The sequence below is a fragment of the Novosphingobium album (ex Liu et al. 2023) genome (assembly GCF_029076845.1).
GTDB lineage: Bacteria > Pseudomonadota > Alphaproteobacteria > Sphingomonadales > Sphingomonadaceae > Novosphingobium.
In genome coordinates this window covers 167,291-181,060 of the sequence record NZ_JARESE010000010.1, presented here as the reverse complement: position 1 = coordinate 181,060, position 13,770 = coordinate 167,291, and the positions used below count along the sequence as shown (strand labels likewise).

Sequence of the window (13,770 nt, the reverse complement as noted above, 5' to 3'; positions counted from 1 at the left end):
GCCCGGCGCCGGCCTTGTCGTGATGGCGCTGGGCCCGGCGTTGCTCAGTTCAGGCTGCGCACCTGGCCGCCATCGACGCGATAGTTCGCGCCGGTGATGAAGCCCGACAGCGGGCTGGCCAGCATACAGGCGACGACCGCGAGATCGCGCGGGATGCCCAGCCGGCCCACTGGCGGCATGTCGAACACCTTCTCGGCCGCGAAGCGCTCGCTCACTTCCTCGAACGACATGTCCGGGTCGCCGAACTTCTGGCGCCCGAAGCGCAGCAGGCCATCGACCATGATGATGCCGGGCGAAAGCGTGTTGGCCGTGATGCCCAGGCCCTTGAGCGAGCCGGCCAGGCTGACGGTGAAGTTGTTCAGCGCCGATTTCGCGCCGGAATAATCCGCCCCCAGGTTGTTGGGCTGAACGGCGACCGCGCTCGACACGTTGATGATCCGCCCGAATTTCGCCGCCGTCATGTCCGGCACGCAAAGCTGGCACAGCCGCACGGCCGCCAGCGCGTTGGCGTGATAGTTGGAGATATAGTCGTCGGTGCTGATCTCGATCGGCGGCCTGGCGGTGTTGCCGGTGGAGCTGCCGCCGGCGTTGTTGATCAGGATCTCGATATTGCCGCCCAGCGCGGCGCAAGCCTCCGCATGGACGCTGGCGGCGAGCGCGTCGGTCGACAGCTCGCCGATCGCCACGCCGGCGGCGTTGATATCGGCCGCGACCTTCTCCGCGCGTTCACGGTTGCGGCCGTGGACCACCACGGCGGCGCCTTCGTCGGCCAGCATCCGGGCGACGGCTTCGCCGATCCCGCTGCTGCTGCCGGTGACGAGGGCGCGGCGGCCCTTGAGTTGCAGATCCATGTGTTTCCTGTCCCTCGATGTTCTGTTCGCGCCTGCCCGCCGCCCCCACGGCGATGCTCGCCGTTGGCCGACGCGTCGCGGGAGGGGGCGGGACAGGCCGCTAGTCATCACAGGACCGGCCGGAAGAGAATCCCCATATGGGGATATCGCGCGTTTCAGGACGGGAGAGTCCGATCGGGCGGCGTTTATGTCGGAGTCTGTTGGGAAATGCGCGGAAGAGCGCATTTCCAGGCGGCGCCGGCCCGCTCCCCCACCCGGCCTCCCACAGAGTACCATTCCGATGGGAGGCCGGGTGGGGGAACGGGCCGGTGCCACCATGCGCCGAGAGGCGCATTTCCCAACCAGTTCTCAGAAGTTGAAGTTGAGGTTCACCCCATAAGTGCGCGGGGCGCCCAGGCCTTCCACCACCGACAGGCCGCTGCTGGAGATCTTCTGGACCGCGTATTGCTTGTTGCCCAGGTTGCGGCCCCAGATCTCGACGCCCAGATTCTCCGACGGGCGATATTCCACCGAGGCGTTCACCAGGCTGTAGGAACCCTGCTTCTGCACATTGTCGGATTCGAAGTAATAGCCGTCGTTATAGCTGTAGAGCCCGGTGAAGCGCAGTTCGCCGGTTTCGCCCACCGGCACCGTGTAGCTGGCGCCAAGGCTGGCGGCGAGCTTGGGCGCATTGGGCGTCTTGTTGCCGGAAACGTCGCCGAAGCAGGTGGTGAAGCCGCCGGTCAGCGGGCCGGTGCCGATCTGGCCCGGATTGGCCGAACCGTCCGACGCGGGCACCAGGCAGCGCGTGCGCTGCAGCGGATCGGCTGACGAGTTGGCGTTGGCATAAGTGATCGGCGCCTGGAATTCCGCGCCCGGCCCGCCGAACTTGTCGAAGCGCGAATTGAGCCAGGTCGCGCCGCCGAACAGGCGCAGGCCATCGGTGGGCGCGGCCTCGAACTCCATCTCCACGCCATCGACCTTCACGGTCGCGGCGTTGAGCACCAGCGAGGAACCGGGGTTCGATGTCGCCGCCGAGCGGACCTGGTAGTCGCTGATGTCGTAATGGAAGCCCGAGATGTTGAACCGCAGCTTGCGGTCGAACAGCTCGGACTTGAGGCCGATCTCGTAAGCCGTGATGTACTGCGGCAGGTAGGGGTCGTTGAGCGGGTTCTGCAGGCTGTAGGAGCCTGACTTGAAGCCCCGGTTGGCCGAGGCATAGACGCTCACGTCGTCGGTGATGTCCTGCCGCAGCGCCACGCGCCATGTCACCTTGCCATAGCTGAGGCGCGAATCCTGTACGCCGGGCGCGAACAGCGGCTGACCGCTGGGGATCGTTACCGTGCCCGAACGGATTTCCTCCCCGGTCGCTGCCAGCACGTTGCCCTGGCTGGCGACGAAATGGCGCTTGTCCTTGGTGTAGCGGATGCCGCCGGTCAGCTTGGTGGTCGGCGTGATCGCGTAAGTCAGCTCGCCGAAGGCCGCGTAGGAATCGCTCTTCAGCCTGCCCAGGATGTGCTGTTCGCGAAGCGTGGCGGGGAAGGCCGCGCCGGTGAAGTGCGAATCGTTGTCCGCATCGGAATAGAGGTAGAACACGCCAAGCTGCCAGGCGAGCGGCCGGGTATCGTCCGAGGCGAGGCGGACTTCCTGCTGGAACGATTTCGTGCCCGAAACGAAGGTGATCCGCAGCAGGGGCGCCGGGCCGCCATCGACGTCGAAGTCGCTGGCGTTGCGGCTCTTGCGGAAGGCGGAGATGCTGGTCAGCGTGGCAAAGCCCAGATCGGCCTCGCCCGTCAGGCTGAGGCCCCAGATGCGCTGTTTGGTCAACGGATAGTCGTTGAGCGTGGTGTTCCAGCCCGAAGGCGAGGTCGCCCCGCCCGCGTTCACCGTTCCGGGCGAGATGCGGTAGCCCAGCGCGAGATTGTCCTCGCCCTCATAGTAGTCGCCGGCCAGCGTCAGCTTCACGGCGTCGCTGGGCCGCAGCATCAGCTTGGACCGCGCGCCCTGGTAATCCTGGATCTTGTTCTTGCGATCGAGCGTGAGATTGCGGCCCCAGCCCTTGCCCTGGTAGAGCTTGGTCAGCGCGACATCCATGCTGAGCGTGTTGGTGATCGGCCCGGTGGCATAGACCTGCGCATTGATCGTATCGTAGTTGGCAAAGCCGATACGGCCGTCCAGTTCAAGATCGTTGCCCGGCTCGCGCGTGATGATGTGGATCAGGCCGCCGGTGGCATTGCGCCCGAACAGCGTGCCCTGCGGCCCCTTGAGCACTTCGATGCGTTCTATGTTATTGAAATTGTTGATCGTCTGGCCAAGGTCGGCCATGTAGACGCCATCGACGTAGACGGCATTGGCGCTTTCTTCGCCCGAAGAGCCGTTGGTCGTGCCGACGCCGCGCACGAAGAAGAAGCCGCTCGCGCCCGAGCGGGAGAACTGCACGCTGGGGACGATCTGCGGCAAGTCGCGCGAGGTGTCGACGCCCGATTCCCGCAGCGCGTTCGCCGTCACCGCGCTGACCGCGATCGGCACTTCCTGCAGGTTTTCCGAGCGGTGCTGCGCGGTCACGATGATTTCTTCCAGGCCGTTGTCGGTGGCCTGCGCGGTCTCGCCGGGGGCGCCGTAGGCGACGGTGGAAACCGAAAGCGCGGCGATTGCCGTGCAAGCCAGCGCGGCTGCACGAAGCGACTGATCCCTCATATCCCTCTCCTCTCGCCAGGTATCGTGGCGTTTATCGGTTATGTGTCGTCAGAGGCGCGGTCGCTTCCCGGCAAGTCGGTCCAGCCATTGCGCGTGCGCGATCGTCAGGGGAAAATGCGCGCGGCGATGCTCGGGGACGACCTTGGACCGCGACCTCCTCCTCTCCTGTTTTCTTTGGCTCCTCGTATGGAACAAACCGATGTGGAGTCAACCCTTATTAGAACCTTGCGGTGACATATTATGTCTGGACGAAACCGCGCAATCCCGCCGCCCCCGGGCAGGCTACGGGTTCTCGCCGCGCTCGCGCAGCGAGGCATTGGCCAGCATGGCTTCGACCAGCAGCTTGCGCAGCCGCCGGTTCTCTTCGATCAGGCTCGCGCTTTCGGCGCTCTCGGGGTCATCCGGCCCGGCCGGCGGTGGTGGCGCGGGCGGGTCGTGCGCCGGCTCGCCCTGCCGGGGCACGAGGCCGTACATGAACAGCCGCACATAGGAGACGATCAGCTTGTCGATCGTTGCCTGATCGAACGTCAGCCCCCAGGCCGTCTTGGTGGAAGGCCCGCTGACCACCGAGTTGAGGAAGGCGATCGCGGCTTCCTTCCATTCGTCGATCGGGACGGTGGCCGGCCCGATGCGGCGGCGGAACAAGTCGGCAAGATAGGCGATCGTCTGCTTGGTGCCCTGGTTGTAGGTAAAGACGCCGATTTCCGGCCGCCGGCTCGATTCCGCGTTGGTGATGCGCAGCAGCCGCAGCCCCGCCGGGTTCATGATGTTGGCCACCAGCATCCGCCCGATCCTGAGCAGGGTTTCCTCCAGATCGTCGGTCTCGGCCGCACGCAGCCGTTCGACCGGCACCAGCCATTCCTCGATCGCGCGTTGCAGGGCCGCCTTGAACAGCGAATCCTTGTCGCCATAGCGGGCATAGATCGTCCGCTTGGCCATGCCGGTGGCGGCGGTGATCGCATCGATGCTGGTGCCTTCGAAGCCATGTTGCTGGAACAGCTCGAACGCCTTGTCGAGCAGGTCCACGTTGCTCAGGCTCGGGCGCCCCGGCCGGCGCGCGGCGGCCACGGGCCGGCCCTCGCTCTCGGCTTCGCGGATCGGGTGGGTCTTCATCGGGCTCTCCAGGCGAAGGACGGGCGGGCCCGCACGCGCCGGCTTGCACGCGCGGGTGACGAATCCAGCGCTCCCGCCGCCCGCCTGTCAATGGGGCACCATGGGCAAGGTGGGCCTGAGCCTCGCCGATACGGCTTGAAGGCTTATTTTATACCTATCATTCTCAATTGTGCAGCGATAAAGTCACATCAAAGGTGCCAAATAGGCGATTCGACGGCTTCGGGCCACGGCGGGGAGATCTCCGCCCCGGTCAGCCGCCGCGCGAACGCGCTTGCCGGGGCACCGCCACGGGAGAGGCAGGATGGAACTTTCGCTGTTGCCGGAGAACCCGGCGGGCTGGCCGCAGCATCGCTTCGAGGATCTCTTCGCGATCCCGCGCGAGGAGCGCGAGGCCTTGCAGCTCAAGGCGCTGCAACTGCGCTTTGCCCGGATGCGCGATCGGGTGCCGGCCTTGCAGAAGCTGGCCGACCGGCAAGGCGTCGATCATATCGCCACGCTGCACGATGTCCTGCCGGTCTGCTTCGATCACCGCGTGCTGAAGAACTACCCGCTGTCGGTGCTGGAAAATCGCGATTTTCCCCGCCTGACCCGGTGGCTCGACAAGCTGACGATGCACGATCTCTCGCGCGTCGACCTGGCCGGGCTCGAGACCATCGACGACTGGCTCGACCGGCTCGACCGCTTCGGGATGCTCGTCACCTATTCCAGCGGCACCACCGGCAAGCTCAGCTTCGTGCCGCGATCGCGTGACGAATTCGGCGCCTGGCGGGCCAATTACTTCGAGGTCAACCGCGCCGCCTGCGGCATCGACAGCTACACCACCAGGCTGCCGATGTTCAATCCGACCTATCGCACCGGGCACCAGACCGCGATCAAGATGATGGGGCTGTTCCAGGTGGAGGCGGCCGGCGGCTGGGACCATTACCACACGCTCTATCCGGGGCGCATGTCGGCCGATCTGCTGGCGCTGGCCGGCAAGCTGCAGGCCGCCGAGGACAAGGGCGATGTCGCCAGCCTGGGCCTCGATCCGGCGCTGCTGGAGCTGCGGCGCGAGATGATCGAGCAGGGCCGCCGCCGCGAGGAGGACATGGAGGCCTGGTTCGGCGCGGTGATCCGCGATTTCAGGGGCCGGCAAGTGCGCATGGGCGGCATGTTCGCCGATATGTTCCGCGTCGCCAGGGCAGGGCTGGAAAAGGGCATGAAATGCGAATTCGCGCCCGGCTCGGTGATGGTCGGCGGCGGCGGCATGAAAGGCTACAAGGATGCGCCCGCCGACTGGGAGGACCAGATCAAGCGGTTCTTCGGCATCGCCAAGCTGGGCAACCTCTATGGCTTCTCCGAATGCATCGGCAACGCGCCGCTGTGCGATGCCGGCTTCTTCCACTTCATGCCTTATGCGATCCCGATCGTCACCACGCCCGACATGCAGGCGCTGCCGCGCGAAGGCGTGCAGATCGGGCGCATGGTGCTGATTGACCTGCTGGCCGAAAGCTGCTGGGGCGGCTTCGCCTCGGGCGATATCGTCACCATCCACTGGGACGAGGATTGCCCATGCGGCTGGAAGGGCCCGCGGGTGGAAAAGACCATCCAGCGCATGAGCGTGGAACAGGGCGGGGATGACAAGATCACCTGCGCCGGATCGCAGGCGGCGTATAACGAGTTCATGGATTTCGTCATGGGCGCGGGGGATTGAGGGGATAGCATGGGCGGCAAGGTGCTGGAGGGCAAGGTCGCGCTGGTCACGGGCGCGGGGCGCGGCATCGGGCGCGAGATCGCGCTGCGGCTGGCGCGCGACGGCGCCACGGTGATCGTGCATTACGCGCAAAGCCGCGCGGGTGCCGAGGAGGTGGTCGCCGAAATCGCCGCGATGGGCGGAACGGCGGTGGCCTATCAGGCCGATATCGCCCGGCGCGAAGAGGTGAAGGCGCTGTTCGCCCGGATCGACGCGCATCCCGGCCGGCTTGACATCGTGGTCAACAATGCCGGCGTCAGCGCCGGCGGCGCGCTGGCCGACGTGACCGACGAGGATATCGCCGCCATCTTCGGCATCAACGTGTTCGGCCCGCTCTATGTAGCGAGCGAGGCGGCCTCGCGGCTGGCGGACAATGGCCGGGTGGTCAATTTCAGCTCGACCGTCGCCACGCATCCGCTGGCCGGCGCGGGGCTCTATTCGGCGGCGAAGAAGGCGGTGGAAAGCTTCACCGAAAGCTGGGCGCGCGAACTGGGCGCGCGCGGCATCACGGTCAACACCGTGGTCCCCGGTGCGACCAGCCCCGGCATGGCCGATCGCACGCCCGAATATCACGGCTATTTCGCCAATGCCTCTCCGTTCAAGCGGATCGGCCGGGCGGAAGAGATCGTCGCGGTCGTCGCCTTCCTCGTCTCGCCCGAGGCGAGCTGGGTTTCGGGCACGCACATCCTGGCCAACGGCGCGGGCAACACCTGAGGGCTTCCCGGAAACTCGCGACCTCGCGCGGATCGGTACCTGCGCGAGCGGATGGCGAGGTTTCTGGGCGGATCGTCGCGCGCGACGGCCTGCCAGTTGGACGAGACGTGCGGCGTCAACCGGACGCTGGGATGGGTATAGAGCCGGTGGCCCGCCGGCAGGGGTTCGGGGTCGGTCACGTCAAGCCATTGCTTGCCAGCTTCTCGGTTTGGGGCAGCTCGGTATGGGTGCGCGGCATCGGTCTAACGCCGCTCGGTTACGAGTCCTATCGCGCCTGCAAAGGACTGCGCCCGATCCAAGACGAGTTGCACCCAGATCCGGGGAGTGCCCGCAGTTAGGCAGAATGTGAGATACAGAGACGGTGCCGAAGCGCTCACCTCAATGCATGGCGCATAAAAAATGATTTTATGAGATTTTTGGCGCGCCCGTTCGAACACAGTTCGAACCCAATGCCAGACTCAGGGCGTGCCGGTTCCATCGAAGATGAAATGGCGCGCCCGACAGGATTCGAACCTGTGACCCCAAGATTAGAAGTCTCGTGCTCTATCCAGCTGAGCTACGGGCGCGTTGCCGGTTTCCATAGCGTGCTTCGCGGCGGGCGCAAACGCGGTTAGGCCGTCGGCCTGCGCGGCACGGCCTTGCGGGGCACCGTTGCAAGCCCGCTTTTCGACAGGGCGCAGGCAGGCTAGGCTGGCGTGATGAGCGACACGCCCCTTTCCCGTATCGACGGCACCACCGGCGCCCGGCGCCATTTCCGCTATTTCGACTATGTGATGGTCGCCTTCGTGATGATCCTGCTGCTGTCGAACCTGATCGGCGCGGCCAAGCAGGCGCAGGTCACGCTGCCGGTGCTGGGCACGATCACGTTCGGCGCGGGCGTGCTGTTCTTTCCGGTGTCCTACATCATCGGCGACGTGCTGACCGAGGTTTACGGCTATGCCAACGCGCGGCGCTGCATCTGGGCGGGGTTCTTCGCGCTGCTGTTCATGGTGCTGATGTCTGTCGTGGTGGTGAACATCCCGGCCAGCCCCGAATGGGCGCTCGCCTCTGCCACCTACACGATCGAGGGCAAGCAGGTGACGGCGCCCAACCAGGCGGCTTACTATGCGATCTTCGGCCAGACGCCGCGCATCGTCTTCGCCTCGCTGGTGGCGTTCTGGGCGGGCGAGTTCGTCAATTCCTTCGTGCTGGCGCGGATGAAAGTGTGGACCGAGGGCAAGCACTTGTGGACCCGTACGATCGGCTCGACGATCTTCGGCGAAGGGGTGGACAGCGCGCTGTTCTATCCGCTGGCGTTCCTGGGCGTGGCGGGCTTCACGCCGCAGCTGGTGGTGACGCTGGCGATCACCCAATGGATCATCAAGACGCTGTGGGAAGTGGTGCTGACGCCCGTGACCTACCTGGTCGTCGGCTTCCTCAAGCGGCGCGAGGGCGTGGACGTCTACGACGAGGGTATCGACTTTTCGCCTTTCGCCAAGACCGGCGCGGTTTGACCGCTTCGCGCCATGGCGGGAGCTGCACGCCTTGACCCTGGACCGTATTCTCCTGTCCGGCTTTCGCAATCACCGCGAAACGCTTGTCGCCGGGACCGCGCGGTTCAACCTGCTGATCGGTGAGAACGGCGCGGGCAAGACCAACGTGCTCGAAGCGATCTCGCTGTTCGCGCCGGGCCGGGGGCTGCGGCGCGCGGCGCTGGCCGACATGCCCGCGCAAGGCGGCACGGGCGGCTTCGCGGTAAGCGCGATGCTGATGACGGGCGGCGAGCCGGTGCGGCTGGGCACCGGGATCTCGCCCGAGCGGCCGGGCCGGCGCGTGGTACAGGTGAACGGGGCCGAGGCGCCGGCGGTGCGGCTGGCCGAATGGCTCTCGATCGGCTGGCTGACACCGGCGATGGATCGCCTGTTCGTCGAGAGCGCGGGCGCGCGGCGGCGCTTTGTGGACCGCCTGGTGCTGGCGGTGCGCCCCGGTCACGCCGGCCACGCGACGCGGCTGGAAAACGCGCTGCGCGAGCGCAATCGCCTGCTGTCCGATCCCGCGCCGCCCGATCCGCGCTGGCTGGACGCGATCGAGGCGCAAGTGGCCGAGGCCGGCGCGGCCGTGGCGCAGGCGCGCGGCGACATGGTGGCGCGGCTCGACGCGATGCTGGCGCGGCTGCCCGATGCGCCTTTCGCCCGCCCCGCGCTGGCCTACCAGCCGGGCGGCCCACTCACGCCCGAGGCGCTGGCCCATGCCTTGCGCGAAGGCCGCGCGCGCGACCGGGCGGCGCAGCGCACGCTGACCGGCCCGCATCGCGACGAGATCGTCGTGGTCATGGCCGGCAAGGGGCAACCGGCGGCCGAATGCTCGACCGGCGAGCAGAAGGCCATGCTGATCGCGATCACGCTGGCCCATTCGCACTTGCTGGAAGGGCTGGCGGAAACCGATGGCGAACGGCGCCCGCGCCTGCTGCTGCTGGACGAGGTAGCCGCCCATCTCGACCCGCTGCGGCGCGAGGCGCTGTTCGACCGGCTGCGCGGCGGATCGGCGCAAGTCTGGCTGACCGGCACCGAAGCCGCGCCTTTCGCGGCGATTCTGGGCGAGGCGGCGGTGTGGGAAGTGCGCGGCGGGACCGTCACCCGCGCAAGCTGAGGCGGGCTATGGCTTCGGCGGGTTTGGCGTATTCGGCGCCTTGGGCACCTTGGGCAAGGCATCGGCCACGTCATCCACCGTCGCCGCGACGATCTCGTCGATGCCGAGCGCGGTGGGGTGGACATGATCGGGCTGGATCAGGTCGGGCTTGTCGATCACCGGCTGGAGGAAGAAAGGCACCAGCACCGCGCCGTATTTCGTCGCCAGCGTGGGATAGATCGGGTTGAATTTCGCCGCATAGTCCTTGCCCAGATTGGGCGCGGCCAACATGCCCAGCAGCATGGCGGGGATCTTCTCCTCCCGCAGCCTGGCCAGGATCTGTTCCAGATTGGCGCGCGTTTCGGCCGGCGGCAGCCCGCGCAGCATATCGTTGCCGCCAAGGCTGATGATGACCAGCTCGGGCCTTGCCGTCTGGCTGTTCAGCGTGAAATCCAGCCGCTGCAATCCGGCCGCCGTGGTATCGCCCGAGACGCCGGCATTGGCGATCCGGGCGTTGATCCCGCGCGCGCGCAGCGCCGCTTCCAGCCGCGCCGGATAGCTTTCGCCATCCTTCAGGCCATAGCCGGCGAGCAGCGAATCCCCGAAGGCCAGGATCGGGCGTTCCGGCCCCATCACCGGGATCGCCGGCGGGGCATCGACCGCGCTTTGCGTTTCGGCGGGCGCGGGCGGCGCGGCGCGATCGCAGGCGGAGAGGAGCGCCAGCGCGGCCAGCGCGGCAAATCGGACAGATTGCACAGCAAGCTCCTTGTAGGCCCGGCTCTAGCTAACCAATATGGGGCACGTGACAAGCCTTTCCACCGGCCCGGCCGATACCCCCCCCAGTTCCATCGTCGCTCGGGACTTGCGCCTGACGCTTGGCAGCGGCGCCAGCGCGGTCGAGATCCTGCGCGGGATCGACCTGACCGTGCCGCAAGGCCAGACGCTGGCGCTGCTCGGCCCTTCGGGATCGGGCAAAAGCTCGCTGATGGCGGTGCTCTCGGGCCTGGAGCGCGCCAGTTCGGGCACGCTGGAGGTTGCCGGGCAGGACTTTGCGGCGCTGGACGAGGATGCGCTGGCCCGCGCCCGGCGCGGCCGCATCGGTATCGTCCTGCAGGCCTTCCACCTGCTGCCGACGATGACCGCGCTGGAAAACGTGGCGACGCCGCTGGAGCTGGCCGGGATGGACGGCGCGCGCGATCGGGCCGAGGCGGAGCTGGCCGCCGTGGGGCTGGGCCATCGCCTGACGCATTACCCGGCGCAGCTTTCGGGTGGCGAGCAGCAGCGCGTCGCCATTGCCCGCGCCACTGCGCCGCGCCCCGTGCTGATCTTCGCCGACGAGCCGACCGGCAATCTTGACGCCGCGACCGGCGAGGCCATCGTCGAGCTGCTGTTCGCCCGCCGCGCCGAAACCGGGGCGACGCTGCTGATCATCACCCACGATGCCAGCCTTGCCGAAAAGTGCCAGCGCGTGGTGACGCTGGCCGATGGCCACATCGCGAACGACACGCGTGGATAGCGCGCTTTCCTGGCGCACCGCGTGGATGATCGCGCGGCGCGACCTGTCGGCGCGTTTCCGCGGCTTGCGCCTGCTGCTCGTCTGCCTGTTCCTGGGCGTCGGCGCGATCGCGGCGATCGGCACGCTGACCGGGTCGATCGAGCGCGAACTGGCGACGCGCGGGCGCCAGATCCTGGGCGGCGATCTGGAAGTGCGCGTCTGGCAGCGCGGGCTCAGCCCGGCCGAGATGGGCGCGCTGGAAAGGCTGGGCACTGTCTCCATGGGGCTGAGGATGCAGGCCATCGCCCAGAACGGCGATCTCACCGCGCCCGTCGCGCTGAAGGCGGTCGATGCGAAATGGCCGCTTTACGGCACCTTGCTGCTCAAGGACGGACGCAAGGTGCGCGCCCCGCCCGAAGGCACGATCTGGCTGTCCGAAGGCACCGCCGCGCGGCTGCAAGTCGCGCCCGGCAGCCGCGTCAGCGTCAGCGGCCAGCCGCTTACCGTCGGCGGGATCATCCAGACCGAGCCGGAACTGCTGGGCGAAGGCTTCTCGCTCGGCGATGTCGCCATCGTCACGGCGGACATGCCCGCGCGCGCCGGGCTCACCGCGCCGGGCGCGATGTATCGCACCAAGGTGCGCGTCGCGCTGCCCGCCTCGCGCGATCCGCAAGCGCTGGCCGAAAGCATCGAGCGCCAGTTCCCCGACGCCGGCTTCGAATTTCGCACGCGCGACAAGGCCGCGCCCAATACCGAACGCTTCGTCAGCCGCATGGGCGAGTTCCTCGTCCTCGTCGGCCTCGCCGCGCTGGTGATCGCCGGGATCGGCATCGGCGGCGGTGTTTCCTCCTACCTCGAAGCGCGGCGCGCCAGCATCGCGACGCTCAAGGTGCTGGGCGCGACGAGTGGCGACATCGCGCGGATCTATCTGCTGCAGATCGCCGCCGCCGCGCTGGCCGGCAGCCTTGCCGGGCTGGCGGCGGGCGTGCTGGTGACGCCGCTGCTGGCCCGCGCGCTCGGCACGCTGCTGCCGGTGAGCGCGGGGTTCACCGTCTCGCCCGTCGCGCTGTTCACCGCCGCCGGCTATGGCCTGCTGGTCGCACTGATCTTCGCCGCCCCGCCGCTGGCCCGCGCGCGCGCCTTTCCCGCGATGGCGCTGATGCGCGCGCGCGTCTCGCCGCTGCGGCTGGGACGCGGGGCCTGGCTGCTGCCGGTGGGGCTGGGGCTCGTGGCGATCGTCGCGCTGGCGCTGGCCAACGCCGCCCAGCCCAGAGTGACGCTGATGTTCCTGGGCGGCGCGGCGGCGATGCTGCTGGTGCTGGCCGGCGTCGGCTGGGCGATCCGCGCGGGCGTGGCGCGGCTGCCCCGCCCCAAAGGCCCGATGCTGCGCGCGGGGCTGGCCAATCTCTACCGGCCGGGCGCGCAGACCGGGGCGCTCGTCACCGCGCTGGGCTTCGGGCTTTCGGCCTTCGTGCTGATCGCGGCGGTGCAGACCAGCCTTGATGCCAATATCCGCGCCCGCGTGCCGCAGCGCGCGCCCGACTATTTCGTGCTCGACGTGCCGCGTGAACGGGCAGACGAATTCCGCCGGGCCGTGACCGCGACGGTGCCGCGCGCCGACGTGCGCATGGTGCCCAACTTGCGCGGCCGCATCCTGGCCTATGGCCCGGCGGCACACATGACGCGCGTGTCCGACCTGGCGGAAATCCCCGACGACGCCTGGCCGCTGCGCGGCGAGCGCGGCCTGACCTATGCCGCGGCCTTGCCCGAAGGCAACGTGCTGACCGACGGTGCCTGGTGGCCGCGCGACTACAAGGGCCCGCCGCTCGTCTCGGTGGACGAGGAATTCGCCCGTGCCATCCATCTCAAGGTCGGCGACGAGCTGACCATCGGCCTGCTGGGGGTGGAACGCGCCGCCCGGATCGCCTCGCTGCGGCGAATCGACTGGGACAGCATGGGGTTCAACTTCGTGCTGGTGTTCTCGCCCAACGCGCTGGCCGATGCGCCGCATAACCTGGCCGCCACCATCGACTTGCCGCCGGGCACGGCCAATGCCGGCCTGCTGCAGAAGCTGGTGCGCGCCTTCCCCTCAAGCTCGGTGATCGAGACCGGCGGCCTGCTGCGCGATGCGCGCGACCTGCTCGGCCAGATGTCCACCGCGATCCTGGCCGCCGCCTCGGTCGCGGTGCTGGCCGGGCTGGCGGTGCTGTTCGGCGCGATCGCCGCCGCGCGCGCCAGCCGGACTTACGACAATGTGATCCTGCGCGTGCTGGGCGCCAGCCGGGGTCAGCTGCTTGCGTTGCAACTGGCCGAATACGGCCTGATCGCCGCGATCCTGGCGCTCGTCTCGCTGGCGATCGGCAGCGTGATCGGCTGGGCGGTGATCGTCCAGCTCTTCGAGTTCGACTGGCTGCCCGACTGGCCGCGCGTGATCGCGGTGCTGGGCGCCGGGCTCGTGCTGATCATCGCCTTCGCGCTGGCCGGCTCGCTGCCGCTGCTGCGGGCGAAACCGGCACAGGCGCTGCGGGAGTTGTAGGGGGAGCGGGGCCCGCGCCGCGCCGCCGGGCACATGGCCAAACAAA

Annotated in this window: 10 protein-coding genes, 1 tRNA gene and 1 pseudogene; 6 read left to right on the top strand and 6 right to left on the bottom strand. The window is 68.0% G+C overall.

What is annotated here, in order from left to right:
- Positions 1-44 precede the first annotated feature (44 nt).
- From PYV00_RS04025 to PYV00_RS04015, 3 genes are all read right to left on the bottom strand, one after another.
- Positions 45-851: an SDR family NAD(P)-dependent oxidoreductase gene (locus tag PYV00_RS04025; RefSeq protein WP_275226965.1), complete on the bottom strand. Its 807-nt coding sequence runs from the start codon at positions 849-851 to the stop codon at positions 45-47.
- A gap of 348 nt (positions 852-1,199) precedes the next feature.
- Positions 1,200-3,527 carry a TonB-dependent receptor gene (locus tag PYV00_RS04020; RefSeq protein ID WP_275226964.1) on the bottom strand — a complete coding sequence of 776 codons (2,328 nt, stop codon included), beginning with the start codon at positions 3,525-3,527 and terminating at the stop codon, positions 1,200-1,202.
- Between the two features lie 282 nt (positions 3,528-3,809).
- Positions 3,810-4,640, bottom strand: coding sequence for a TetR/AcrR family transcriptional regulator (locus tag PYV00_RS04015; protein WP_275226963.1), 831 nt, complete (start codon positions 4,638-4,640; stop codon positions 3,810-3,812).
- A 301-nt stretch (positions 4,641-4,941) separates the two neighbouring features.
- On the opposite strand from PYV00_RS04015, the gene PYV00_RS04010 reads away from it, so the two are divergent.
- On the top strand, positions 4,942-6,333 hold the full coding sequence (locus PYV00_RS04010; RefSeq protein WP_275226962.1) for a hypothetical protein: 1,392 nt from the start codon (positions 4,942-4,944) through the stop codon (positions 6,331-6,333).
- A 9-nt stretch (positions 6,334-6,342) separates the two neighbouring features.
- Positions 6,343-7,086, top strand: a complete 744-nt coding sequence (locus PYV00_RS04005) for an SDR family oxidoreductase (protein ID WP_275226961.1) — start codon at positions 6,343-6,345, stop codon at positions 7,084-7,086.
- 113 nt (positions 7,087-7,199) lie between these two features.
- Here the strand turns inward: PYV00_RS04005 and PYV00_RS04000 are convergent.
- Positions 7,200-7,286, bottom strand: a pseudogene (locus PYV00_RS04000) (hypothetical protein); the annotation flags it as partial.
- 289 nt (positions 7,287-7,575) lie between these two features.
- Positions 7,576-7,652, bottom strand: a tRNA-Arg gene (locus tag PYV00_RS03995).
- A 132-nt stretch (positions 7,653-7,784) separates the two neighbouring features.
- On the opposite strand from PYV00_RS03995, the gene PYV00_RS03990 reads away from it, so the two are divergent.
- Complete coding sequence (locus PYV00_RS03990; protein ID WP_275226960.1) at positions 7,785-8,579, top strand: queuosine precursor transporter; 795 nt, start codon at positions 7,785-7,787, stop codon at positions 8,577-8,579.
- A gap of 31 nt (positions 8,580-8,610) precedes the next feature.
- Entirely contained in the window at positions 8,611-9,714 is a 1,104-nt protein-coding gene (gene recF, locus PYV00_RS03985) for a DNA replication/repair protein RecF (protein WP_275226959.1), read from the top strand.
- Between the two features lie 6 nt (positions 9,715-9,720).
- Here the strand turns inward: recF and PYV00_RS03980 are convergent, their stop codons facing one another.
- Complete coding sequence (locus PYV00_RS03980; RefSeq protein ID WP_275226958.1) at positions 9,721-10,449, bottom strand: arylesterase; 729 nt, start codon at positions 10,447-10,449, stop codon at positions 9,721-9,723.
- Between the two features lie 37 nt (positions 10,450-10,486).
- On the opposite strand from PYV00_RS03980, the gene PYV00_RS03975 reads away from it, so the two are divergent.
- Positions 10,487-11,209: an ABC transporter ATP-binding protein gene (locus tag PYV00_RS03975; protein WP_428981607.1), complete on the top strand. Its 723-nt coding sequence runs from the start codon at positions 10,487-10,489 to the stop codon at positions 11,207-11,209.
- Complete coding sequence (locus tag PYV00_RS03970; RefSeq protein WP_275226956.1) at positions 11,178-13,724, top strand: ABC transporter permease; 2,547 nt, start codon at positions 11,178-11,180, stop codon at positions 13,722-13,724. Before PYV00_RS03975 ends, PYV00_RS03970 begins: the two co-directional genes overlap by 32 nt.
- Positions 13,725-13,770 lie beyond the last annotated feature (46 nt).